At 55.0% G+C, this 24,111-nt stretch carries 24 protein-coding genes, 1 other RNA gene and 1 other annotated feature; of the genes, 7 read left to right on the forward strand and 18 right to left on the reverse strand.

All coding sequences use genetic code 11. The features are described 5' to 3' along the window. Window positions 1-15: 15 nt before the first annotated feature. The 7 genes from mltG to FED52_RS09560 all read right to left on the reverse strand — a co-directional run bounded on the left by mltG (window position 16) and on the right by FED52_RS09560 (window position 8,188). Window positions 16-1,158, reverse strand: coding sequence for an endolytic transglycosylase MltG (gene mltG, locus FED52_RS09530; RefSeq protein ID WP_138859711.1), 1,143 nt, complete (start codon window positions 1,156-1,158; stop codon window positions 16-18). Between the two features lie 71 nt (window positions 1,159-1,229). After that, the gene (locus FED52_RS09535; RefSeq protein WP_034776918.1) at window positions 1,230-1,532 is read right to left on the reverse strand and encodes a DUF1292 domain-containing protein; all 303 of its coding nucleotides are present in this window, start codon (window positions 1,530-1,532) and stop codon (window positions 1,230-1,232) included. Window positions 1,533-1,545: 13 nt separating this feature from the next. Continuing rightward, complete coding sequence (gene ruvX, locus FED52_RS09540) at window positions 1,546-1,968, reverse strand: Holliday junction resolvase RuvX (RefSeq protein ID WP_034776916.1); 423 nt, start codon at window positions 1,966-1,968, stop codon at window positions 1,546-1,548. A 1-nt stretch (window position 1,969) separates the two neighbouring features. Then, on the reverse strand, window positions 1,970-2,236 hold the full coding sequence (locus FED52_RS09545) for an IreB family regulatory phosphoprotein (RefSeq protein WP_029595797.1): 267 nt from the start codon (window positions 2,234-2,236) through the stop codon (window positions 1,970-1,972). A gap of 37 nt (window positions 2,237-2,273) precedes the next feature. Next, window positions 2,274-4,913: an alanine--tRNA ligase gene (gene alaS, locus FED52_RS09550; RefSeq protein WP_138859712.1), complete on the reverse strand. Its 2,640-nt coding sequence runs from the start codon at window positions 4,911-4,913 to the stop codon at window positions 2,274-2,276. 310 nt (window positions 4,914-5,223) lie between these two features. Continuing rightward, entirely contained in the window at window positions 5,224-7,431 is a 2,208-nt protein-coding gene (gene recD2 / locus FED52_RS09555) for an SF1B family DNA helicase RecD2 (RefSeq protein WP_138859713.1), read from the reverse strand. A 70-nt stretch (window positions 7,432-7,501) separates the two neighbouring features. Next, the gene (locus FED52_RS09560; RefSeq protein ID WP_078146591.1) at window positions 7,502-8,188 is read right to left on the reverse strand and encodes a magnesium and cobalt transport protein CorA; all 687 of its coding nucleotides are present in this window, start codon (window positions 8,186-8,188) and stop codon (window positions 7,502-7,504) included. Window positions 8,189-8,306: 118 nt separating this feature from the next. Here FED52_RS09560 and FED52_RS09565 point away from each other — a divergent pair, with 118 nt between their 5' ends. From FED52_RS09565 to FED52_RS09575, 3 genes are all read left to right on the forward strand, one after another. Beyond that, on the forward strand, window positions 8,307-8,855 hold the full coding sequence (locus FED52_RS09565) for a VOC family protein (RefSeq protein ID WP_240731244.1): 549 nt from the start codon (window positions 8,307-8,309) through the stop codon (window positions 8,853-8,855). 62 nt (window positions 8,856-8,917) lie between these two features. Beyond that, the gene (locus tag FED52_RS09570; RefSeq protein ID WP_138859715.1) at window positions 8,918-9,193 is read left to right on the forward strand and encodes a hypothetical protein; all 276 of its coding nucleotides are present in this window, start codon (window positions 8,918-8,920) and stop codon (window positions 9,191-9,193) included. Further along, on the forward strand, window positions 9,190-9,636 hold the full coding sequence (locus FED52_RS09575) for a hypothetical protein (protein ID WP_138859716.1): 447 nt from the start codon (window positions 9,190-9,192) through the stop codon (window positions 9,634-9,636). The genes FED52_RS09570 and FED52_RS09575 overlap by 4 nt, the downstream gene beginning before the upstream one ends. 44 nt (window positions 9,637-9,680) lie before the next feature. Here the strand turns inward: FED52_RS09575 and FED52_RS09580 are convergent, their stop codons facing one another. The 4 genes from FED52_RS09580 to cymR are packed head-to-tail and all read right to left on the reverse strand — an operon-like array spanning window position 9,681 to window position 13,037. Further along, the gene (locus tag FED52_RS09580) at window positions 9,681-10,430 is read right to left on the reverse strand and encodes a tetratricopeptide repeat protein (protein ID WP_240731245.1); all 750 of its coding nucleotides are present in this window, start codon (window positions 10,428-10,430) and stop codon (window positions 9,681-9,683) included. Next, window positions 10,351-11,472: a tRNA 2-thiouridine(34) synthase MnmA gene (gene mnmA, locus FED52_RS09585; protein WP_138859717.1), complete on the reverse strand. Its 1,122-nt coding sequence runs from the start codon at window positions 11,470-11,472 to the stop codon at window positions 10,351-10,353. The genes FED52_RS09580 and mnmA overlap by 80 nt, the downstream gene beginning before the upstream one ends. 3 nt (window positions 11,473-11,475) lie before the next feature. Beyond that, complete coding sequence (locus tag FED52_RS09590; protein WP_138859718.1) at window positions 11,476-12,612, reverse strand: cysteine desulfurase family protein; 1,137 nt, start codon at window positions 12,610-12,612, stop codon at window positions 11,476-11,478. Between the two features lie 17 nt (window positions 12,613-12,629). After that, window positions 12,630-13,037, reverse strand: a complete 408-nt coding sequence (gene cymR / locus FED52_RS09595; RefSeq protein ID WP_138859719.1) for a cysteine metabolism transcriptional regulator CymR — start codon at window positions 13,035-13,037, stop codon at window positions 12,630-12,632. Between the two features lie 60 nt (window positions 13,038-13,097). On the opposite strand from cymR, the gene FED52_RS09600 reads away from it, so the two are divergent. After that, a complete protein-coding gene (locus tag FED52_RS09600) occupies window positions 13,098-14,405 on the forward strand; it encodes a replication-associated recombination protein A (protein ID WP_034776901.1) in 1,308 nt (435 codons plus the stop codon). Window positions 14,406-14,428: 23 nt separating this feature from the next. On the opposite strand, the gene FED52_RS09605 is transcribed toward FED52_RS09600, so the two are convergent. From FED52_RS09605 to FED52_RS09615, 3 genes are all read right to left on the reverse strand, one after another. Further along, the gene (locus FED52_RS09605; protein WP_138859720.1) at window positions 14,429-15,196 is read right to left on the reverse strand and encodes a tRNA threonylcarbamoyladenosine dehydratase; all 768 of its coding nucleotides are present in this window, start codon (window positions 15,194-15,196) and stop codon (window positions 14,429-14,431) included. Window positions 15,197-15,290: 94 nt separating this feature from the next. Further along, window positions 15,291-15,477: non-coding RNA, 6S RNA (gene ssrS / locus FED52_RS09610), on the reverse strand. Window positions 15,478-15,552: 75 nt separating this feature from the next. After that, window positions 15,553-16,767, reverse strand: coding sequence for a DASH family cryptochrome (locus FED52_RS09615; RefSeq protein WP_138859721.1), 1,215 nt, complete (start codon window positions 16,765-16,767; stop codon window positions 15,553-15,555). A 344-nt stretch (window positions 16,768-17,111) separates the two neighbouring features. On the opposite strand from FED52_RS09615, the gene FED52_RS09620 reads away from it, so the two are divergent. Beyond that, on the forward strand, window positions 17,112-17,759 hold the full coding sequence (locus FED52_RS09620; protein WP_138859722.1) for a YczE/YyaS/YitT family protein: 648 nt from the start codon (window positions 17,112-17,114) through the stop codon (window positions 17,757-17,759). Between the two features lie 121 nt (window positions 17,760-17,880). On the opposite strand, the gene FED52_RS09625 is transcribed toward FED52_RS09620, so the two are convergent. Then, complete coding sequence (locus FED52_RS09625; protein WP_138859723.1) at window positions 17,881-19,593, reverse strand: ABC transporter ATP-binding protein; 1,713 nt, start codon at window positions 19,591-19,593, stop codon at window positions 17,881-17,883. Between the two features lie 119 nt (window positions 19,594-19,712). On the opposite strand from FED52_RS09625, the gene FED52_RS09630 reads away from it, so the two are divergent. After that, window positions 19,713-20,063 (forward strand): iron-sulfur cluster biosynthesis family protein, encoded by a 351-nt coding sequence (locus FED52_RS09630; protein WP_138859724.1) that lies wholly within the window; start codon window positions 19,713-19,715, stop codon window positions 20,061-20,063. Next, window positions 20,036-20,251, forward strand: coding sequence for a hypothetical protein (locus tag FED52_RS09635; RefSeq protein WP_138859725.1), 216 nt, complete (start codon window positions 20,036-20,038; stop codon window positions 20,249-20,251). The genes FED52_RS09630 and FED52_RS09635 overlap by 28 nt, the downstream gene beginning before the upstream one ends. A gap of 38 nt (window positions 20,252-20,289) precedes the next feature. Here FED52_RS09635 and aspS read toward each other — a convergent pair whose 3' ends face one another. The 3 genes from aspS to dtd form a co-directional block, all read right to left on the reverse strand. Continuing rightward, window positions 20,290-22,062: an aspartate--tRNA ligase gene (aspS, locus tag FED52_RS09640; protein ID WP_138859726.1), complete on the reverse strand. Its 1,773-nt coding sequence runs from the start codon at window positions 22,060-22,062 to the stop codon at window positions 20,290-20,292. Next, window positions 22,059-23,339: a histidine--tRNA ligase gene (hisS, locus tag FED52_RS09645; RefSeq protein WP_138859727.1), complete on the reverse strand. Its 1,281-nt coding sequence runs from the start codon at window positions 23,337-23,339 to the stop codon at window positions 22,059-22,061. Before hisS ends, aspS begins: the two co-directional genes overlap by 4 nt. A gap of 39 nt (window positions 23,340-23,378) precedes the next feature. Then, window positions 23,379-23,614, reverse strand: a binding site (T-box leader). Window positions 23,615-23,652: 38 nt separating this feature from the next. Then, a complete protein-coding gene (gene dtd, locus FED52_RS09650) occupies window positions 23,653-24,096 on the reverse strand; it encodes a D-aminoacyl-tRNA deacylase (RefSeq protein WP_138859728.1) in 444 nt (147 codons plus the stop codon). Between the last annotated feature and the right edge of the window lie 15 nt (window positions 24,097-24,111).

The following is a 24,111-nucleotide window of genomic DNA, read 5'->3' on the forward strand; positions in this document are numbered from 1 at the left end:
CCGGTCGCATATCCGTCAATTGTTGTTTGCTTCTTCGAACGCTTCCCATTCTGGACGATACTTGTTGACGTTCTGTTGGTGCGCCTCGTACTCCACTTCGAACAAGACTTCCCCGTTCGGGAATCCTTCACGCGGTGGTCGGGCGTAGAAATAAACGTTATCCGTATCGTTCGGATTGAGCGTGGCGACGAATGCGTCACGACTGACCGCAGCGATTGGTCCGATTGGGATCCCTTCGTAGCGGTATGTGTTATAAAGTGAATCGTTTTGGAGATCGTTGAACGATGTGAAAATCGAAGTCTCCCCGGTACCATACCAGACGGTCGGGTCGGACTGCAACTTCATGCCATCGGCCAGACGGTTCTCAAACACACCCGCGATCTCTTGACGGTCTTCCGTCGAGACCGCTTCTTTCTCAACGATCGAGGCGAGCGATAACGTCTCATGGAACGTGCGTCCCGACGCTTCGACCGCATCGCCGTATTCGAGATAGAGCTGTTCGGTCGGCTTGAGCATCTCATCGATGATCTGAGTGAGCGTCACACCTTTATCGAACTCATACGTTGCCGGGAACAAGTAACCTTCGAGCGGGTGATAAATTCCGTCGGCGAGCACTTCGTCCGTCAGCATCTCATGCTCATTGACGAGCGAGCGGATATACTCCTCGTCGCTCAGTTGGTCCGAAATCTCTTCTTTCGGAATATCAGCCTGTTTTGCGAGACGCGAGATGACTTGGTCGATCGTAAAGCCTTCCGGGATCACCAATTTGATATCCGGGACGACGATGACTTTCCCCGTCTTCAACGTGGCGATCAACTCGTCAAGTGATTGTGACGGAGACAACGTATACGTCCCCGCTTGGAACGATGATTCATTTTTAAACCGTGTGTAAAAACGGAAAATCGTGCTATTCCTCACGAGGCCATTCTCTTCGAGTAGTTCGCCAATGTAACCAGAACCTGCACCGAGCGGAACCTCGACCTCGACCGTTTCGGTCGAAGCTGGGTCAACGGGTTCGAGCGATCGTTTCACGAACGCATAAGATACCGCGGCACCTGTGGCGATCACTAGAAGAAAGACAGCAAGGATGATAACCGTAATTCGCCGAACAATCCGGTTACGTGCACGCTTCTCATCAAACATCGATGGATGGTTCATGCGCATTTCTCCCCTGTTCTTCTGTTATGAAGATGGGCGACGAGGGTTTCCCCTAGTCGCCCGTCCACGTATTAGTCTAAACCAACTTCGTCATTGACGATATCGAACGCTTCCATGACTTCCTCGAAGTCATCATCGTCTTCGACGAGCTTCAAGATGAACTCGCCATCTTCAAGTTCTTCGATTTCAAACGCGTACACTTCGATTGTGTCGTCATCTTCGTCTTCTGTTTCTGGATTGCCGACCGGCTCAAGAACGACAAACGTCTTCTTCGAGCGGTCGCTCGTCATCCGGAAAATTTCTGCAAATAAATGCTCGTCTCCATTTTCGTCTGGAATACGGTACATTTCTTCTTCACGACGGATTTCTGCCATGAGTAATTCCTCCTTATTTGCCTGCACGATCCAGGTAATTTTGTAAAATCATGACGGCTGCCATCTTATCGATGACGGCCTTTCTCTTTTTTCGGCTGACGTCTGCTGAAATGAGCATCCGCTCCGCTTGCATCGTCGTCAAACGCTCGTCGACGAGAACCGTCGGCAAACCGGTCGCTTCGGTGAGGGCCGCGGCAAACGCCTGTGACGCCTCGCCCCGAGGTCCGATTGTCGCGTTCATGTTCTTCGGGAGGCCGACAACGACTTCTTTCACATCGTACTGCTCAATAATCGGTTGAAGCAGACGGACAGCTTCCTCAAAGTCCGGCTCGGTCCAGTAGACCGTCTCCACGCCTTGCGCCGTCCATCCCATGAGGTCGCTCACGGCGACCCCAATCGTCTTCGAACCGACATCGAGCCCCATGACTCGCTTCATATTAATCCTCTCTACGATCGTTCAAATACGATTTGACCAACTCTTCGAGCAGCTCATCTCGTTCGATTTTGCGAATTAAGTTTCGCGCATCGTTATGACGCGGGATGTAGGCAGGGTCACCTGACAACAAGTATCCGACGATTTGATTGATCGGTTGGTAGCCTTTCTCCTCGAGTGCTTGATACACCGTGATTAGTGTCTCCCGAGTGTTGGCTCGATTATCATCTTCTGGAAAATTGAATTGCATCGTGCGATCCATTTGGCTCACAAGAATCCACCTCTTTCCGTTTGCACTTCACACTCTATTATGCCAGTGATTGAACGTAATGTGAAGCAAACTTCAATGCTTCATCCAGTTTTGTCGCATCACGGCCTCCGGCTTGCGCCATGTCAGGACGGCCTCCGCCGCCTCCGCCACAACGTGTCGCCACTTCTTTGATCAATTTCCCGGCATGGAAGCCACGGTCGTTCAAGTCTTTCGTCACACCTGCGACGAGGTTGACCTTGTCGCCGTTCGCCGAGCCGAGCAAGATGACGGCCGAGCCGAGCTTGCCTTTCAATTCGTCGACCATGCCACGGAGCGCGTCCATATCTTGTCCGTCGACGCGCTTAGCGATCAATTGGACATCACCGAACGTCTCGATGGCGTCTGTGAGTGACGACGCTTCGATGTTGGCGAGTTTCGCTCTGAGCGATTCGCTCGCGCGTTCGAGTTCTTTCATTTCAGTTTGAAGCGCTTGGACACGCGTCGGCACTTCGAGCGGTTTTGTCTTGAGCAGTTTTGCTGCCGTCTCGAGCGTCTCGATGTGCTGGTTCATCACTTCGTAAGCACCAGCTCCTGTGACCGCCTCGATGCGACGTGTACCGGCTCCGATTCCTGATTCCGACAAGATTTTGAAGAGACCGATTTCCGCCGTGTTGCCGACGTGGCAGCCACCGCAAAGTTCGACCGAGTCACCGGCAGCGACGACGCGGACGACATCCCCGTACTTCTCACCGAAGAGCGCCATCGCACCTTTCGCTTTCGCATCGGCGATGTTCATTTCTTCGATATCGACAGCGATTGACGCCCAGATGCGTTCGTTCACTTGACGTTCGATCGATTGGAGCTCTTCAGCCGTCACTTGGCCGAAGTGCGAGAAGTCAAAGCGAAGACGGTCTGGTGTCACGAGCGAACCTGCTTGGTTGACGTGCTCACCGAGCGTGTCTTTCAACGCGCGATGCAACAAGTGCGTCGCTGTGTGGTTTTTGATGATCGCTTGACGCGAATCGAAGTCGACCGTAGCCGTCACCGCGACTTCTGCCTTGGCGACACCTGACGTGACCGTGACCGTATGCAAGTTTTGGCCATTCGGTGCTTTCGAGACGTCTTTCACGTGAAGGACGAAGTCCGACCCGACGATTTGTCCTTTATCACCGATTTGACCGCCGCTCTCAGCGTAGAATGGCGTCTGATCGAGGATGACTTGCGCTTCTTCCCCTGCTGCGACGACGTCAACGAGCTCTCCATCATGAATCAAGCTGATGATTTTCGCTTCAGTTCCGAGGTTCGTGTACCCGACGAATGATGATGGAAGCGTAATTTCCGCAAGAACGCCTGACTGGATTTGCATCGACTCAACGTCGGCACGGGCAGTCCGAGCGCGTTCACGCTGAGCGTTCATCGCTTGTTTGAATCCATCCTCGTCGACCGTCAATTTGTGGTCTTCGGCGTACTCGATCGTCAACTCGAGCGGGAAACCGTACGTATCGTAGAGACGGAACGCATCTTCACCGCTGATGACGTTCGAACCGGCCGCTTTTTGCGCTTTCGCGACTTCGTTCAAGATAGCGAGACCGTCATGGAGCGTCTCGTGGAAACGTTCTTCTTCATTCTTGACGACTTTCTTGATGAAGTCTTTCTTCTCACGGACTTCAGGGTAGAAGTCGACCATGATGTCGCCGACGACGTCGACGAGCTCATACATGAACGGACGCTCGATGCCTAGCATCTTCGCATAGCGGACGGCACGGCGGAGCAAACGACGAAGCACGTAGCCACGGCCTTCGTTCGATGGGAGCGCCCCGTCTCCGATCGCGAACGAGACGGTGCGGATGTGGTCAGCGATGACTTTGAACGCCACGTCTTTGCTGCTGTCGGTGCGGTACGTCTCGCCGCTGATTTTCTCTGTCTCGCGGATGATTGGCATGAACAAGTCCGTGTCGAAGTTCGTCGGTACGTCTTGCATGACGCTCGCCATCCGCTCGAGACCCATCCCTGTATCAATGTTTTTCCGTGGGAGCTCGGTATAGTTGCCGTGCCCGTCATGGTTGAACTGACTGAAAACGATGTTCCAAATTTCAAGGTAACGCTCGTTCTCGCCGCCCGGGTATAGTTCTGGGTCGGTCGGGTCGTCGCCGAACGCAGGTCCGCGATCGAAGAAGATTTCTGTGTTCGGGCCAGACGGGCCTTCCCCGATTTCCCAGAAGTTCTCTTCGAGTGGGATGATGCGGTCGGCCGGCACGCCGAGTGCAAGCCAAAGTTGTTTCGCTTCTTCATCTTCCGGGTGAATCGTCACCGACAAGCGATCCGGGTCGAGCCCGTACCATTCGTCGCTCGTCAGAAGTTCCCAGCCCCATTTGATCGCGTCTTCGCGGAAGTAATCACCGACCGAGAAGTTCCCGAGCATTTCGAAGAACGTATGGTGACGCGCCGTCTTCCCGACGTTCTCGATATCGTTTGTCCGAATCGACTTCTGCGCGTTGACGATGCGCGGGTTGGCTGGAATGACACGGCCGTCAAAGTATTTTTTGAGCGTCGCGACGCCTGAGTTGATCCAAAGAAGCGTCGGGTCCTCGACCGGTACGAGTGAGGCACTCGGCTCGACACTGTGTCCTTTCGATTTGAAGAAATCTAAATACATTTGGCGAATCTGTGCGCCAGTTAATGGTTTGAGCGGTTTCATCAACAATTCCTCCTTCAGTTTAAACGAAACGAAAAAAAGCGATGCTCATCCCTGTGGAAAGGGACGAAAGCATCGCTTCGTGGTACCACCCTCGTTCGCACGGCAAAGCCGTGCCTCGAACATCCGATAACGCGGATGAGGCGCCCAGGGTGAGTGGGGACTCCAGACTAGCTTCGGTCGACCGGACCCCCATCTTCTCACAGCCTAGGAAGATGTCTCTGGTGAGGCGGTTACGACGTACTCATTTCCTTCATCGTCTTTAATCGTTTCAGTTTTCTATTCGTCATTATCACACGTCAATCGGGAGACGTCAAGACTTGCCGCCTAGCCGCTCGACGAGTTTCGTCCGCCGTACCGGCTCTTCTTCTCGCGTCGCCGCCTCGAGGGCACGGACGTCCCCGAACAAGAGCAAACTCTTCTTCGCCCGAGTGACGGCCGTATAAATCAAGTTGCGCGACGAGCGGAAGCCGCCGTTGAAGAAGACGGGCATGAGCACGATCGGGAACTCGGACCCTTGTGACTTATGGATGGTGATGGCATAGGCGTGGGTGAACTGGTCCCATTCGCTCCGGTTATACTCGACCTCGGTCTGATCGAAGCGGATATAGATTTTGTCGACCTTGTCGACGTTTTCTTTCGCATAGAAAATGTTCGTGATTTCACCGATATCGCCGTTATAAACGTTCTCCTCGGCGTTATTGACGAGTTGGAGCACTTTATCCCCATTCCGGTACGTCCGGTTGCCGTGTTTCACTTCCCGGACCGCCGATTTCGGATTGAACACGTTTTGGAGCGCCTCGTTCAATCCGTCGATGCCGCACACCCCACGGTACGTCGGTGCGAGCACTTGGATATCGAATGGGGAATAACCTTTTCGCAGTGCGGCCCCGGCCATTTGACAGATCGCCTGGAGTGCCGTCTCTTGGTTGGCCGTATAAAAGCGACGGTCCGGCAGTGCCGCGAGCAAATCGTCCGGCATCTGTTTCGCGTTGAGCGCGTGCGCCAGACGAAGGATGCTCGACTCGGACGCCTGCCGATGGACGACATCGAGCCGGACGACGGGAATCCCGTCGGTCGCCATCAAATCGGCGAGCACTTGGCCCGGTCCGACCGAAGGCAATTGATCCCGGTCACCGACGAAGAGGATTTTCATCCCGTTCGGCACAGCCCGAAGCAGGCTGCGGAACAAGAAGATATCAATCATCGACGCCTCGTCGACGATGAGCACTTTTCCGACGAGCGGATTCGTGTCATCGACTTGGAACGAGCTGCCATCAAACTTTAAGAGACGGTGAATCGTCGAGGCCGGCAAGCCCGTCGACTCACTGAGCCGTTTCGCGGCCCGGCCGGTCGGTGCGGCGAGCACGAACGGGAACGGTTGGTTCTGTACCGGTTCAAGCTTCCAGTCGAACACGTCGCTGAGCGCATGGATGATACCGCGGACGACGGTCGTTTTACCGGTCCCGGGTCCGCCTGTCAGCACCATGAGCGGCGACTTCAAGGCAAGTTCGATCGCCTCTCGTTGTTGCTTGGCATACTCGATCGAGAACATCTCCTCGACGCGACCGACCGCATCAAAGATCGTCGTCATATCGACGTCTTCCGTCGTCGATGTCGACATGATGCGCGCGAGTTCCTCGGCCGCTTTTTGTTCGGCCCGATAGACGCGTGGATGATAGACGACCCCGTCCTCGACGATGACACGCTCATCGTTCGCGAGTGTCTCAAGCGCCGAGACGAGTGCCTCGCCCGGGTCGCCACCGATGATGCGCGGCATCTCGCTCGCGAGTTGATCGGCCGTGACGAACAAATGCCCGTTGCCTTGCTCGAGCTCGAGCACGTATAATACGGCCGCGGCGATCCGCTCTGGGTGAATCCCTTGAATCCCGAAATGGGCGGCGATGGCGTCGGCCGTCTTGAAGCCAATCCCAGGGACGTCATACATCAAGGCGTAAGGGTTCTTTTCAATCGTCTCCATCGCCCGGCCTTCATACTCTTTATGAATCTTCGAGGCGAGTCGCGGTGTGACGTCGAACGGCGCCAAAAACAACAGCAACTGATCGACCCCATACAAGATGTTCAACCGCTCGGTGATGACACGGGCCTGCTTTTCTTTCAAGCCGTCGACGTTCGACAAGATACTCGGATGCTTGACGATTTGGTCGATGCAGTCGTCTCCGAGTGCGTCAGCAATCTTTTGGGCCGTCTTTTGCCCGATTCCCGGGAAAGAGCCGTTCGTCAAAAACCGGACGGCCGCGCGTTTTGTCATCGGGACGACACGGCGGATCCATTCCGCTTTCATCTGTTTCCCGAATCGGGGATGGTCGACGAGACGCCCGTGCGCTTTATACGTCTCGCCTTTCTCGATACCGACGCCGACACCGGCGATGACCATCTCGGTCTCGTCTGTCTCAAAGTTCTTTTCTTTTATACGTACGAGCGCGATCGTGTGCGCTTCTTCTTCCGATTGAAACAGGACGCGGATGACTTTTCCTGTCAACTCGTAAGGTGCTGCCATCATTCGAGCCACCTCCAGCTAGTTTTCCATCCCCCATTATAGCCCGAGTTTGAACGGTAGGACAAATCGCCTAACTGAACAGGTTGAGGATGCGCTCGAGCTGGTCGAGGTCGACACGTTCAAGAATCCGAATCAGCTGATCGACATCGATTCGGTTCAAGATGCGCTCAAGTTGCTCCAAGTCCACGGTTTCAAGCAGTCGTTCGAACCGTTCCAGCTCCCCCGAATTAACATAACCTTCGAGCCGCTCGAACAGCTCGGTCCGCTCGACACGAAACAGTTGCTCAAGCGATGGTCGCTGAATCAACAGCACAAGTCCCGCGGCGATGACGTGGACGCCCCAGTTCAACACGACGTGACCGAGCCGTACCGTCTGTCCGACGAACGGGACGAGCGGGATGAACGACAGCTGCAACACGATGATCCCTAGCTGGACGTACGGGTTCGGGATGAACCAAGCCACGAGGGCAAGCAGGGCCGGGACGACCCACGCCACCCCGACCGCACCAAACGTCACGGACCAGGACTTGTTCGCCGACAATATCCAATGCATGACGACACCGATTACAAAAAATGTCGCAAACAGGAGTAACAGCACGGTCGTCGCCCGTTCCGACTCGACGACGACCCGGAACAAGAGATTATTCGTCCACTCGCCCGTCGCGAGACGATTATCGACTTCGATGAACAGACGACCGAGCATGAACCATTCGATGATGAAAAAAATAACGACGCTGACCAAACTAAACATCCGCATATGCTTTCTCCCCTCTCACATTGCTAATCCATTTCCCGAACACTCGGACGGCTATGCACGTTTTTCGTCGAATCAAAGCGGGAACTGTTCGAGTGAACCTATGAAGGAGGGACTATGTATGACGAAACGTATTCCAATCAGTGGCCTGTGTGAACTCGTGTTAGAAGTGACCGATATGGCGGAGGCCGTCGATTTTTGGCACGGCAAGCTCGGACTTCCCGTCGTTGAACAATGGGTCGGTGACGATGCCGAGCCGAGCGAAGCACAGGAACAGGCGGACGAACCCTGGGCGACGTGGCTCTATGTCGGGGGGAACACCCGTCTCGGCCTCTGGCTGAAACGAGAGTTCACATCGGAAGAAGAATCGAACCGCCAAGAGGACGTGACCGAGTGGGACACGCTCTATGATGAAGGCGGCGCCCACGTCCACTGCGCATTTTTCGTTCCGATGGAGTCGTTCGACCAAGCGCTCGAAGTGTTAGAGGCGTCAAACATCCCGACGAAACTCCGGACGTGGGACGAGGACGAGACGGTCAACGGTAAAGAGCGCTCGGCCTACTTCAAAGACCCGAGCAAGAACGTGATCGAGCTATACACGAAAAACATGGACGAGGCCTACGGTGAGTTCGGCGGCGAGCCCGTAAAAATCACGACGAAACAGCTCTGATTCACATGTACGCTCGACAACCCACATGATACGATGAGAGAAAATGGAAAAGGTCGTGCTATATGCGTTTCTTCCCGCTTTTCCTCATGGCTTGTTTAGGCTTGCTCACCTTTGGGCTGTATTTTGTGATCGATGCGTTTCCCACGCTCGACCGACCCACTTCGTTTGCAGCGTTGGCGTTCGTCTCATTCGGGACGAGTTTCCTGATTTTGATGGATGGTGTACGACGAGCCAAGTCCGGAAAGCGTGTCTTGTGGAGCTACCTCGCGCTCTCCGGCACGCTTGTATTGATGACTTTTAATCTTTTGATTTGGGTCATCGGGGAGGTGTCCGCATGACGCTCACCCTCCCTGAATGTATCACCGGCTTTTCATACGGCGACTGTTCCGCCCCAGGGTCAGATTGGAAGACGTTCAAATCGATTTGTTTTGAGTTCACCCGGATTAAACGAGGAATATGTTCCTTTACCATTGGGGACGAAATCACTCCGAATTATCACCAGGCGAGTATCACATGGAGTGAGCAAACCATCTATGTCCTGCTCAGCAGAAACTATCCTGTCATCGGCATCTCCAAACTCGAACCGTTTCAATATGAATTCATCGATTTACCAGAACTGACCGACATGTTTCCTGACACCTATCAGATTCCGTCAGCGGCTGAGTTGAATGAGCGGTTCGATTTGTCGCTACAGCCGTTTCTGAACAAGGCGGAACGCGGAGAAATCAAATATTGGAAACCAGAGACGGTCGGTAACGTCATCTTCCATTATTGGGACTAACAAAAAGCGCCTCTCGCAAAAACTGCGAGAAGCGCTTTATTAATTTAGTTACCGAGCAATTCATCCATTTTCGCTTTCGCGTCATACGCGAGCGCATGGTCCGGTTGCAACTCGAGCACACGCTCAAGCTCGGCGTATGTCTTGTCTTGTTCACCGAGGAACGCGTAGGCGATCGCCAAGTTGTAGCGGGCGTCCGTATGGCTCGCGTCGAGGTCGAGCGTATGCTCGAGCGCTTCGACGGCCAGATCGAGCTGTTCGTTCTGCGCGAGCGCGAGCCCGTATTGGAACGAAATCTCGACGTCTTCCGGTGCCTGCTTCATCGCTTCCCGAAGACGCGGCAAGGCCCGGACGAAGTCGCCCATCGCCTTGTACGTCAAGCCGAGCATGAAATGAAGGTCGGCGTCGTCCATCCCGGCGAGGAGCGCCTGACGCAGAGATGCCTCGGCCAAGTCGAGCTGTTCGAGCTCATAGGCGAGCGCTCCCTTCGCATAATGCGCCGCGCCGAACGCGTTGTCGAGTTCGAGCGCCTTATCGTAAAAGACGACGGCCCGTTCATGGTCGCCGATCGCTTGCAAGAGCGTACCCATGTTGACGTAACCGGTCGGGTCGGTTGAGTCCGCTTCGATGGCAGCGTTGAACTGCTTGGCCGCCTGTTCGAACTCACCTTGTTGCATCGCTTGGATGCCTAATTCGTTTGCGTTCAAAATCATCACCTCATCCGATATAGTCGAGTCGTTTTCCGTTTCGATACGCTTCGTCAATCGTCGCACCGCCGAGGCAGATGTCGCCGTCATAGAAGACGACCGCTTGGCCTGGCGTGATGGCGCGTTGCGGCTCATCAAATTTTACGAGCAATTCGCCATTTTCAAGTGGTGCGATCGTCACCGGTACGTCTTGTTGACGGTAGCGGAATTTCGCCGTCGCCCGGAACTCACCTGTTGGGACGGCACCTGTCCATGACAACTTCGAGGCGAGCAACGCGTCCGAATAGAGCGCGTCATGATGGAACCCTTGGCCGACGTAGAGGATGTTTTCTTCCACGTTTTTGCCGACGACGAACCATGGGTCCCCGTCTCCGCCGATGCCGAGGCCGTGGCGTTGACCGAGCGTGTAATACATGAGCCCGTCATGGTTTCCTTTTTGTTCCCCATCGAGCGTCTGCATGATGCCTGGTTGTGATGGCAAATACTCCGAGAGGAACTCTTTGAAGTTGCGCTCTCCGATAAAGCAGATGCCCGTCGAATCTTTTTTCTTCGCTGTCGCGAGTCCCGCTTCTTCGGCGATGACACGGACGTCTTTCTTGTCCATATGACCAATCGGGAACATCGTCCGCGCGAGTTGGTCTTGTGACAACTGGTTCAAAAAGTACGTTTGGTCTTTGTTGTCATCTTTCCCACGAAGAAGTCGATGCTCACCGTCGACGTACTCGACCCGTGCGTAGTGCCCGGTCGCGACGAAGTCGGCACCGAGGCGAAGCGCGTGGTCAAGGAATGCCTTGAACTTGATTTCCTTGTTACACATGACGTCCGGGTTCGGCGTCCGCCCGAGACGGTACTCGGCCAAGAAGTATTCGAACACGCGGTCCCAATATTCTTTCTCAAAGTTGACCGCATAATAAGGGATCCCGATTTGGTTCGCGACCGCAATGACATCTTCATAGTCTTCGGTCGCCGTACAGACACCGTTCTCGTCCGTATCATCCCAGTTTTTCATAAAGATTCCGATAACGTTATACCCTTGCTCTTTCAGCAAATGGGCCGTCACCGATGAATCGACGCCGCCTGACATCCCGACGACGACCGTCGTCTCGGCAGGGGCTTTTGTGCGTAAGTTCATGATTTATCTCACTCCGTTCGTGAATGTCGAGACGACCTCAGAGAGTCGTTCGGCGAGCCGCTCCACGTCTGCGACCGAGTTGCCATGTCCAAAGCTGATGCGGACGGACTGTTTCGTCCGATCCGACGTCCCGAACATCGCCGTCAATACGTGTGACGGTTCGATCGACCCTGCCGTGCAGGCACTGCCGCTCGAGATGGCAAAGCCGCGCATGTCCATCATGATGAGGAACGGTTCAAGTTCGATGCCCGGGAGATACAAGTTGACGATGTGCGGTAAGCGGTTCGCCCCGTTCACGTCATACTCGACTCCGAGTTCATCGAGTCGCTTGAAGAGCGCCTCGGTCATTTGCTGGTACGCGCCCACTCGTTCGACCTGTTCGATTTTGGCCAGTTCGGCTGCTTGTTGGAACCCGACGGCACCCGGAACGTTTTCCGTGCCGGCTCGACGTTTCCGTTCTTGTTGTCCTCCAAAAGAACGCGTCGCTAATTTTACACCTGTTTTTATAAAAAGAAAACCGATACCTTTCGGGCCATTGATTTTATGGGCCGAGGCCGACAATAAATCGACCCCGAGCGCCTTGACATCAATCGTTTCCGTACCGAGCGCTTGGACGGCGTCCGTATGGAAATAGGCCTGATGGTCGGCGAGGAGCGCACCGATTTCCGCGATCGGTTGAAGTGTGCCGACCTCGTTGTTGCCGTACATGACCGAGACGAGGATCGTATCGTCCCGGAGCGCAGCACGAACGGAGTCAAGCGTCACCGCACCCGTCGCGTCGACATCGAGATACGTCACTTCGAATCCTTCCCGCTCGAGTTGCTCCATCGCGTGCAAGACGGCGTGGTGTTCGACTTTCGTCGTGATCACATGTTTGCCTTTATGTTGATTCGCGTAAGCCGTACCGAACAACGCATAGTTGTCCGACTCGGTGCCGCCCGATGTGAAGACGATCTCGTTCGGGGTCGCCCCGATCCACGTGGCGAGCGTCCGGCGCGAAGTATCCAGTGCGGCGCGCGCCGTCCGTCCGATGCCGTGGATGCTCGACGGGTTGCCATAATGTTCGAGCATATAAGGTGTCATCGCTTCGAGCACTTCCGGACGCATCGGCGTCGTTGCGGCATGATCAAAATAGTTCATATTCGTTCACCTCATCTTTATATATAGAACATATAGCCATCAGAATCTTCTTCAGCGAGATCGGCGAGTGTCGTCTCTTCGAGCACTTTCTCGATCGCGGCTTTGATTTTATCCCAAAGCTTCCGTTTCACGGCATCGTCCGCTTCTGAGTCTTCGACGATTGTGAGCGGCCCTTCGAGCAAGCGGATGATTTCTCCCGCCGTGATGTCCGTTGCCGGTTTGACGAGCTGATAGCCGCCGTACGCCCCGCGGACGCTCTTGACGAGACCGCCGTTGCGAAGTGGACCGATCAACTGCTCTAAGTAATGTTCCGGCAAGTCATGCCGGCCCGCAATCTTTTTCAAGCTGAGCGGTTTATTGTCCGTTTCCCGGGCCAGTGCGATCATGATCGTCAATCCATAACGACCTTTTGTAGATATTTTCATCTTCATGTCTCCTTCTGCTATACTAGTCGAACAAACGTTTGTCGAAAGGAATGTGTACGTATGAGTGATTTATTTCAGCAATCGAATAGCGGCCCGCTCGCCAATCGGATGCGGCCTGAAACGTTAGACGAAGTCATCGGTCAACGCCACATCATCGGCGAAGGCAAATTGCTGCGGCGGGCCATCGAGGCCGACCGCCTCGGCACGATTATCTTGTATGGACCGCCGGGAACGGGCAAGACGACGCTCGCCCGCGTCATCTCGAATTATACGAAAGCGACGTTCGTGCAATTGAACGCCGTCACGGCCAAACTCGATGAACTCCGGAGCGTCATCCGCGAGGCCGAGTCCCGATTCGACTTCGAACAAGAACGAACGATCTTATTTTTAGACGAGATTCATCGTTTCAATAAACTGCAACAAGACGCCCTGCTCCCGGCACTCGAGGCCGGGAAGCTCATCTTGATCGGGGCGACGACCGAAAACCCGAGTTTTGAGGTCAACGCGGCGTTGCTGTCGCGCGCGACCGTGTTTCGGCTCGAACCGCCTGGACCAGACGAACTTCGTGTCGTCTTGGAGCGGGCTCTCGCTGATAAAAAGGGACTCGGCAACTATCCCGTCCAAATCGAGGAAGCCGCCGTGGACCATTATATCAAAATGGCGGACGGTGACTACCGTGTCCTGTTGAACGCCCTCGAGCTGGCCGTATTGACGACGCCCGAGGTCGATGGCAAGATTCAAATCACACTCGACGTGGCCGAGGAGTCGATTCAACAAAAGGCCATCAAGTACGACAAGACGGGTGACCGACACTATGACGTCATCTCGGCGTTCATCAAGTCGATTCGCGGCTCGGACCCGGACGCGGCACTGTACTGGCTCGCCGTCATGATCGAGGCCGGCGAATCACCGCGTTTCATCATGCGCAGGCTCTATGTGCATGCGGCCGAAGATATCGGGCTCAGTGACCCGAACGCGCTCGTCATCGTCGATGCGGCCGCTCGCGCGAGCGAACACGTCGGTTTCCCGGAGGCACGGATCCCGATGGCACAGGCCGTCCTATATCTCGCGACGGCACCGAAATCGAACGCGGTCATCACCGCCATCGATAAGGCGATTCACCACGTCCGCACGGTCGAAGGCGGTCCGGTACCGGTCCATCTCCGTGACGCGCACAGCCCAGGCGCCCGCGAGCTCGGCAACGGTGCCGGATACAAATACCCGCACGACGAGAAAGACGGCTACGTCGCGCAAAACTACTGGCCGGAGAACTTGGCCCGAAAACGTCCTAAATATTATACACCGACGAGCCGTGGCTTCGAGCAACAGCTGCAAAAACGACTCGATTATTGGGAAAAACGACGCTGACTCTTTTGAGCCGCGTCGTTTTTTCATTTCTGGATGCGGTTGATCTCGACACCAGCTGTCTCAAGCATTTGGTTGATGACGTACCCTGCTGCGACGAGGCCGGCGACCGATGGGACGAACGCGTTCGAACTCGGTGGCATCTTCGCTTTACGGATCGGGGCATCTTTCTTCCCGACGACCTCATTCACGTCTTCGCGTGTCACGATCGGCGACTCGTCTGAAAAGACGACCGGGACGCCTTTATGGATGCGCTCTTTACGGAGACGCGTCCGGACCATTTTGGCGATCGGGTCGTATGTCGTATCCTTGATGTCGACGACTTTGATGCGCGTCGGGTCCATCTTGTTGGCCATGCCCATGCTCGAGATGACCGGGATGCCACGACGTTTGCACTCGACGATCAAGTGGATCTTATAGATGATCGTGTCCGAGGCATCGATGACGAAGTCGAGGTCTTGCGCGAAGAATTCTTCGAACGTCTCTTCCGTGTAGAACATTTTTAATTTGACGAGCTCGAGCTCAGGGTTGATATCGAGGAGGCGTGTCGCCATCGCTTCGACTTTAGGTTGCCCGACCGTCGACAAGAGCGCGTGAATCTGGCGGTTGACGTTCGTGATATCGATATCATCTTTATCGACGAGCACGATTCGTCCGACGCCACTGCGTGCGAGCGCCTCGGCCGCGAACGACCCGACACCGCCGACACCGAGGATGGCGACCGTCTTCCCTTTCAATGTTTCTAAACCATCTTGACCAATGGCCAACTCATTACGTGAAAACTGGTGTAACATACTCTTCCTCCAAATGAATCCTATTTTCTCACACTATTTTACTCGGAATTATAATCAAAAAAAAGACGCCTAGCGACGTTTTACAATAAAATCGATGGGACCCGGAGTGCCGTGACGATGCCCTGCTTTTGAACCTGCTTAAGCAGGTGGGTGACCTAGCGTCCCCTTCACAAGTCCTCCTGCACGTGATGAGGCAGTTGATCTGGATAGCAGTTCGGTCTCCCGTATTCAAAGTGTTGGCTCAAAATAACGAAGGCGGCTCTCGTACACCTCAGGTATCCCATCTGTTGACCTTACTATAGCACTGTCTGTAAAAAGAAGTCAATCAGAAACGATGACTTCTCGTGACAGTTTCGTCACAACCACATGTTACGAAACGCACCGGTCGGGTCGTACGTGTCTTGTTGCCGACTGACGTTGAAATGCCGGTCGCGTGAGTCGTTGCCGACACCGGCCTGGTACGCCCAATTACCGTAGTTGCTCGCGACATCATAGTCAATTAGCGTCGATTCGAAATAGGACGCGCCGATGCGCCAGTCTTGCCCGAGTTCTTTCGCGAAGTAGCTCGCGACGATTTGACGGCCCCGGTTCGACATCCACCCCGTCGCGTTCAACTCACGCATGAACGCATCGACAAAGTCGACGCCTGTCTCACCCACCTGCCAACGCCCGATGACGTCAGGGTCGACACGCCACGTCTTTCGTTTCGAACGGATGCCTTGGGCCCGAAAGAGTCGTTTCCCTTGCTCGAGTGCGACCCATTGGAAGAAATCACGCCAGAGCAATTCAAAATAGAGCCAATACGTCGACTCATTCGCCCCGTGTGACCGCTCATGTTGCTCGAGCTCGTGCAGCACCCGGCGCGGTGAGAGCGACCCGTTGGCGAGATAAGCCGACAGCTTCGACGAGTCGTCGACCCCGAAGCCGTTTCGTGTCTCTTTGTACGTTCTGACCGGACCGGCCAAATAGGCGGCGAGACGCGCTCGCCCCGCCCGTTCCCCGCCTTGGAACGGGAACGCAGTCCGTGCGTCCTGTCCCGGCTGTGTATAAGCGACCGGAAAATCGACGGCACGCCATTCCTTCATAGGCGAACGTTCGACCAATCGGTCCGGTCTCGCATCAGCTTCGACCGCTTTCCGAAACTCGGTGAAGAGGAATGGCAGCTTCTCAAACGGAATCTCTTCCCGCGGATAGAGGGTGAATCCGTCGAACGACTGATATTCGCCTTGCCACGCGGTTGTGACCTCACGTTCACGTCTCCGTTCGTTATAGCCAATCGACCGTTGGAATAACAAGCGGTCGGTCGGTTCGAAGACGTCGAGTGGATGTCCGACATGGATGAACAGCGGGATGCCAAACGCTGTGAGCGAACCGGCCAAGTCGTCGAGTGCCTCGTTCAAAAACTGGAGTCGCCGCGGCCCGAGCGGAATATGGCCGAAGCGGTTTTCAATGAGCTCTTCTTGCGCAATGACGTAATGGCCCTCAATCGGATCGTCATGACGGAGCGCCTCCTCGAGCGGACGATGGTCGTCGACCCGTAAATCGTTTTGATACCAGATAATCGTCTTCATCTTTTTCGCCTCCTTCCCCCATTATGGGACATGGCTGCTGGTGTTACCTTAGACGAAACTGTAGAAAACATGTTTTCATTTCCTAAACAGGTGGAATATACATCATTAGAACAGAAAGGGGTGCAGCAACATGGCTAGAAAAGGTAAATTTGGTACACTCATCAAAGTCGCGACGGCGGTCGCACCGTTCGTCTACGATTACTATAAAAAGAACAAAGCAAAAAAAGCATCGACACCTAAAAAGTGAGCCAAGCGCTTCGGACCTCGTCCGAGGCTTTTTTTTCTTGTGTGGAAACGAGATATGATATGATGGTGGAACATTTTAGGGAATCGAGGCGACCATCATGCACGCGGTATGGGTACAATCTTTACGAATCAGTTTGAAGTGGGCGTTATTCATGGGCGGCCTGTTCCTGCTCGCCCTCGGGTCGTCGATGATGATCACGGCCGACCTCGGCGTGTCGACATGGGACGTGCTCCATCTCGGGCTCGCCCGGCACACTCCGATTTCCGTCGGGACGATCATCTTGCTCGTCGGTCTTTTGCTCGTCCTCTGCAAGTACATACTGGACCGGATTCGGCCCCAGTTCGGGACGCTTGTCAATGCCGTCTTCGTCGGCGTGTTCATGAACTTGATTCTCGACCAGCATTGGTTGCCGCAGCTCGACGGCATCGCGCTCAACATCGCCTGGCTCGTCCTCGGCATCTTCGTCATCGGGATGGGTGCCGGTTTGTACGTCGCCATCGGTTATGGGGCCGGCCCACGGGACGGGTTGACGCTCGCCTTGGCCGATCGATTCAACACGTCGGTCCGCATGATGCGGACGTGGATGGAACTGACGGCCTGCCTCATCGGCTGGGTGCTCGGCGGCCCCGTCTTCTTCGGAACGGTGCTGTCGATTTTCCTGATCGGCCCGTTCTTCCAGTTTTGGCTCGAACAGTTCAGGCGGCTCGTCTCGGTCATTGATCGCGCAAAAGTGGATCCAGTATAAAAAAGAGGGGGAGTTGGACTTAACGTCCAGCTTCCCTTCTTTTGTTGATGAAAACTGATAGTTTGGTTCGACTATTTAACTGTACGGTATGCTGTTTACAAACATGAGCGAGTTGTGAATTTTACAACTGTTGGCGCTTTAAAAGTCCGGCGAATACGCCGCCTTTCGCGCTCAGTTCATCATGCGTCCCGTCCTCGACGATGCCGTCAGCGGTAACGACGAGGATGCGGTCAGCATTCTTCACCGTCGCCAAACGGTGGGCGATGATGAGCGTCGTCCGGTCAGCCGCGAGTTCATTGAGCGAGTCTTGAATGATTGCTTCCGTCTCCGTGTCGAGCGCGGACGTCGCCTCATCTAATATCAAGATCGGCGGATTTTTGAGGAACATGCGGGCGATGGCGATCCGTTGTTTCTGACCGCCCGACAGTTTCAAGCCCCGCTCCCCGATTTGCGTCTCGAGACCATGCTCGAGCTCCTCGACGAGCGAGTTCAAATGCGCCTTCTCGACCGCATGCATAATCTCCGCGTCGGTCGCGTCCAGTTTTCCGTAGGCGATATTCTCACGGAGCGTCCCGGCGAACAAGAACACGTCTTGTTGCACGATCCCGATTTGGCGGCGCAGACTCTCTTTCGTCATATCACGGATGTCCATGCCGTCGATTGTGATTTTCCCACTCGTCACATCATAGAAACGTGGGATGAGCGAACAGATTGTCGTCTTCCCGGCCCCGCTCGTCCCGACGAGGGCGACCGTCGTTCCGGCCTTGATGTCGAGGTCGATGTCGGTCAACACTTGCCGATAGTCCGAGTAGCCGAACGAGACGTTTTGGAAAGCGATGTCGCCTTTCAGTGCCGTGACGTCGACGGCGTCCGGACGGTTCTCGATGTCAGGCGCTTCGTCTAACAGCTGCGTGAACCGTTTGAAGCCCGCCATCCCTTTCGGGTACATCTCGAGGAGGGCCGTGATTTTCTCGATCGGCTTGATGAGCAAGTTCATATAGAGGATGAACCCGACGAGCTGACCGTACGAGAGTTGTCCCTGATACGTCAAATATGCGCCGTAGACAAGGACGAGCAGCGTCATGAGCCGCGTCGTGATGTAAATCCCGGCGAGCGACTTACTCATGACCCGATACGCCTCGATTTTCGAGCCGCGATAGAAATTGTTATCTTTTTGGAAGCGGTTGATTTCGAACGTCTCGTTCGTGAACGATTGGACGACGCGTGCCCCAGAGACGCTGTCCTCGACACGGGCGTTCACTTCGCCGATGTTCGTATACATCTTTTGCCACGCCTTGTTCATGTTCTTGTTGGCATACGTGATCATGATGACGAGGAACGGCACGGCGACGACCGTCACGAGCGCGAGTTGCGGGTCGATCGAGAACATGATCCCGAACGCACCGAGCAGCGTCATGATGGCGATGAAGAAATCTTCAGGCCCGTGGTGCGCCACTTCGCCGATATCGAACAAGTCGTTCGTCACCCGGCTCATCAAATGGCCGGTCTTGTGGTTATCGAAGAACCGGAACGACTGTTTATGGATATGGGTGAACAGCTCTTCCCGCATATCGGTCTCGATATTGATGCCGAGCTTATGCCCCCAATAGTTGACGACGTACTGCATCATCATGGCGAGTATGTAAAGGATGAGCAAGCCGATGCTGATGATGATAATCCAGTTCCATTCCCCACCTGGCAACAAATCGTCGATGAACCATTGCACGGCGAGCGGAAAGCCGAGCTCGAGCAGACCGACGAGGATGGCGAACGAGAAATCGAGGATGAATAACTTCTTATGTGGACGGTAATAACTAAAAAAACGTGAGATCATTTCGTTTCCCCCTTCTAAACAAATAGTTTACGCCTTTTTGCAGGAAGTGGAAAATGGGAAGCACGTCTTTTTCAATCTTTTTTCCAGCGCGGTATAATAGACATAAGGAGCTGATTCAAATGAACGTACAAATTACAGAACGCGCCCAAGAGCGGATTGACGCTTTAAAAGGCGACCGTAAAGGACAGATGCATTTGTTTTATGAGACGGAAGGTTGCGGCTGCGGCAATAGCGGCATCTTCGAGATTCGCTACGTGACCGAAACGACACCGGAAGACGTCGAGATTGATTCGAACATCGGCCCGATCCTCATCAAGAACTGGACGAAAGTGTTTCTCGACGATGACATGATCATCGACTATCGCGAAGATAAACGATCGCTCGTCTTGAAGAGCAACGGCCAAGTGTTCAACTCGAACTTGCTCGTGACCGACGGGACCGGTTGCCAGTTGAACGTCCCGAGCCGATGAAACAGGCGTTACGAGACCATCCGAGCCTCTGGCTTTGGTTTCTCCTCAGCTTCGGGCTCGGCTTGTTCGGCATTTACCTCGCGTTCGCGGACTCGGTCTACACGATGACAGCCGTGATCGCCTCGCTGTTCGCCTTCGGGTTCGCCCTGCAGCGGACGGCGAAGAAGATGGACAAACAGACCGATTAAAAAAGGAGGTTCGCCGCGGCGAACCTCCTTTCGTTTCCTTATTTCTTCTCTTTCACCACAGTGCGAATCGACAACTCTTGGAGTTGCGCGTCCGCGACCGGGCTTGGTGCTTGTGTGAGCAAGTCACTCGCCGACGCCGTTTTCGGGAAGGCGATCGTGTCACGAAGGTTCGAACGACCCGCGAGGATCATGACGAGACGGTCGAGACCGAGTGCGATACCCGCGTGCGGTGGTGTGCCGTATTCGAACGCTTCGAGCAAGAACCCGAACTGATCGACTGCTTCTTGTTCTGTGAAGCCGAGCAATTTGAACATGCGCTCTTGAATGTCACGCTCATAAATCCGCTGCGATCCGCCACCGAGCTCGTAGCCGTTCAAGACGAGGTCATAGGCGAGGGCACGTACGCTCGCCGGGTCCGTTTCGAGAAGATGGAGGTCTTCACGGTTTGGCATCGTGAACGGGTGGTGGTTGGCGTAGAAACGGCCGTCTTCTTCTTCGAACGTGACGAGCGGGAAGTCCGTCACCCAAAGGAAGTTGAACTTCGACTCATCGATGAGTCCGAGCTCATGACCGAGCTTGACGCGAAGCGCGCCGAGGCTGTCGGCGACGACTGTCGGTTTTGATGCCACGAAGAGGAGCAGGTCGCCCGCTTCCGCGTTCGTCGCTTCCATCAATTTCTGAGCGTACGTCTCATCAAAGAACTTGGCAATCGGTCCGTTCAAGCCTTCCGGCGTCACTTTGAGCCAAGCGAGGCCTTTGGCACCGTAGACGGCTGTGAACTCTTGAAGCTTGTCGATGTCTTTACGCGAGAACTTGTCCGCCTCGCCTTTGACGTTGATCGCTTTCACTTGTCCGTTTGACTCGAGGGCCATATCGAACACTTTGAAGCCGGCACCTGTGACCGCGTCCGCGACGTCGATCAACTCTAGACCAAACCGAGTGTCCGGTTTGTCTGATCCGAAACGGCGCATCGCTTCCGCATATGTCATCCGTTCAAATTTGGCCGGCGTATCGGTGCGACCGAGCGTCGCTTCCATGACTTGCCCCATCATCGATTCCATCATCGCCATCAAGTCTTCGACGTCCATGAAGCTCGTCTCGATATCGACTTGCGTGAATTCCGGTTGACGGTCGGCCCGAAGGTCTTCGTCACGGAAGCAGCGTGCGATTTGGAAGTAACGGTCGAACCCGGCCACCATGAGGAGCTGTTTGAACAACTGTGGTGATTGCGGGAGCGCGTAGAACTCGCCGCCGTGGACACGGCTCGGGACGAGATAATCCCGCGCACCTTCCGGGGTCGATTTCGTCAAAATCGGCGTCTCGACTTCGAGGAACTCTTCTTCCGTCAAGAAGTTACGAATCGTGTTCGACGCTTTCGAACGGAGGCGGAACGTCTCTTGGAGCGCCGGACGACGAAGGTCAAGGTAACGGTATTTGAGACGGAGGTCTTCGGAGACGTTTTCCGCCTCGTCACCGATTGGAATCGGCGTCATCTTCGCCGCGTTCAAGATGTTAATCTCTGAAGCGATGACTTCGACGTTCCCGGTCGGCATGTTCGGGTTCTTGTTCTCACGCTCGAGGACAGTCCCTTTGATATCGAGCACGTATTCGCTGCGAATCGATTCGGCGAGCTGGTGCACCGCTTCGTTTTCCGGGCGAACGACGACTTGGACGATGCCTGTGCGGTCACGAAGGTCGATGAAGATGAGTCCTCCGAGGTCGCGACGTTTTTGTACCCATCCTTTAAGTTGTACCTCTTGGCCGATGAGTGACTCTGTCACGCGGCCGTTCATATGTGTGCGTCCGATCATTGTCCTGCTCCTTCCGATAGTTCACGAATTTTGTCTGCGACGGCCGAGAGCGGCACGTCGACTTGTTCCCCGGTCGCCATGACCTTGAGGGAAGCTGAGCCGCGTTCGACTTCATCGTCTCCGAGGATGACGGTGAACTTCGCGTTCAAGCGGTCGGCTTGTTTGAATTGGCCTTTGAACTTGCGGCCGAGGTAATCGCGGTCCGCCTTGAAGCCTTCGCTGCGAAGCAGTTGCAACAGGCGTGTCGCCGTCACTTCGACTTCCGTGCCGCCTTGGGCGACGACGAAGACGTCAAGTCCCGTCTCGAGTTCAGGAAGTACTCCTTCGTTCTCAAGAGCGAGGATGAGTCGCTCGAGCCCGATCCCGAAGCCGATGCCCGGCATGTCCGGTCCGCCGATGTCTTGGACGAGACCGTTATAGCGTCCACCGCCGCAAAGCGTCGTGATGGCGCCGAAGCCTTCTGCTTCTGACATGATCTCGAACGCCGTGTGCGTGTAGTAGTCGAGACCACGGACGAGCGTCGGGTCGACCTCATAGGCGACACCGAGCGCGTCCAAGTGCGCGAGGACTTTCTCGAAGTACGTCTTCGACTCTTCGTTCAAGAAGTCGAGAATCGATGGTGCCGATTTCATCGACGGGTGGTCGCGGTCGACTTTACAGTCGAGGACGCGAAGTGGGTTCTGGTGAAGCCGCGTCTGGCAATCTTGGCATAACTCATCTTGGACCGGCTCGAAGTGACGGATGAGCGCTTCGCGGTGAGCGTTGCGGCTCTCGGCGTCACCGAGCGAGTTGACGACGACTTTGATTTTTTTAAGCCCGAACGATTTGTAAATCGTGTAGGCGAGGCTGATGACCTCGGCGTCAACGGCTGGGTCGCTACTGCCGATCGCCTCGACACCGTATTGGTGCAGTTGGCGGAACCGTCCCTTTTGTGGACGTTCGTAGCGGAACATCGGTCCCATGTAGTACAGTTTCGTCGGCTGGTCAGGGCTACCGAACAGCTTGTTCGTGACGAAGGCGCGGACGACCGAGGCCGTGCCTTCCGGACGGAGCGTATACTCGTCCTTGCCTTTCTTGACGAGTGTGAACATCTCTTTTTGGACGATGTCTGTCGTCTCGCCGACGCTTCTTGTGAACAGGTCGGTCGTTTCAAAAATCGGGGTACGAATCTCTTTATAGTTGTAACGGGCGCTGATGTCGCGTAGTTTCTCTTCGACATACTGCCACGTCTCGACCGTGCCCGGAAGCAGGTCTTGTGTGCCGCGTGGTGCTTTCATCCAATTTTCCTCCTTAAAATACAAAAAGGCCCTCGTCCGCAAAGGGACGAGAGCCTGTTAAAGTTTCCCGTGGTACCACCCTCGTTGCAGAGCCAATACTTGAAACTCTGCCACTCGAAATCGGTTAACGCCCGATGAAACGGCTCCCCCTACTAAGCGTTCAAGGAAGCACCTCCAAAGTGTCGTTCGGGTCATCATCCAGTCGATGCTTTCAGCCTAGGCATCGCTCTCTTTGCTGGTGGGGTGACCGTACTCTTCTTTATCGCAGGTGTTAGGTTATATGGTTCATGATGCCGAATCGTGCCCGCTTCTGTCAAGCGTTTTTTTCGAGCATGAGCGTGACCGGTCCGTCATTGACGAGCGCGACATCCATCATCGCCCCGAACTGCCCGGTCTCGACGACGAGCCCGTGCGTCCGCAAACGATCGTTGAATTTCTCGTAAAGCCGTTCCGCGATGTCCGGCTTCGCCGCTTGCGTGAACGCGGGACGACGGCCTTTCTGCGTGTCGCCGTACAGCGTGAACTGTGATACGGACAATACTTTCCCGTCGACGTCTTGAATCGATAGGTTCATCTTCTCGTCCGCGTCCTCGAAGACACGGAGTCCGGCCACCTTGTCGGCGAGCCAGTTTACTTCCGTCTCGGTGTCCTCGTGGGTCACCCCGACGAGGAGCAGATAGCCGGCCTCGATTTGGCCGACCGTCTCCGCGTCGACGGTGACCGAGGCTTGTTTCACTCGTTGCAACAATACACGCACTGAAATCTTCCTTTC

The organism is Exiguobacterium mexicanum (genome assembly GCF_005960665.1).
Classification (GTDB): domain Bacteria; phylum Bacillota; class Bacilli; order Exiguobacteriales; family Exiguobacteriaceae; genus Exiguobacterium; species Exiguobacterium mexicanum_A.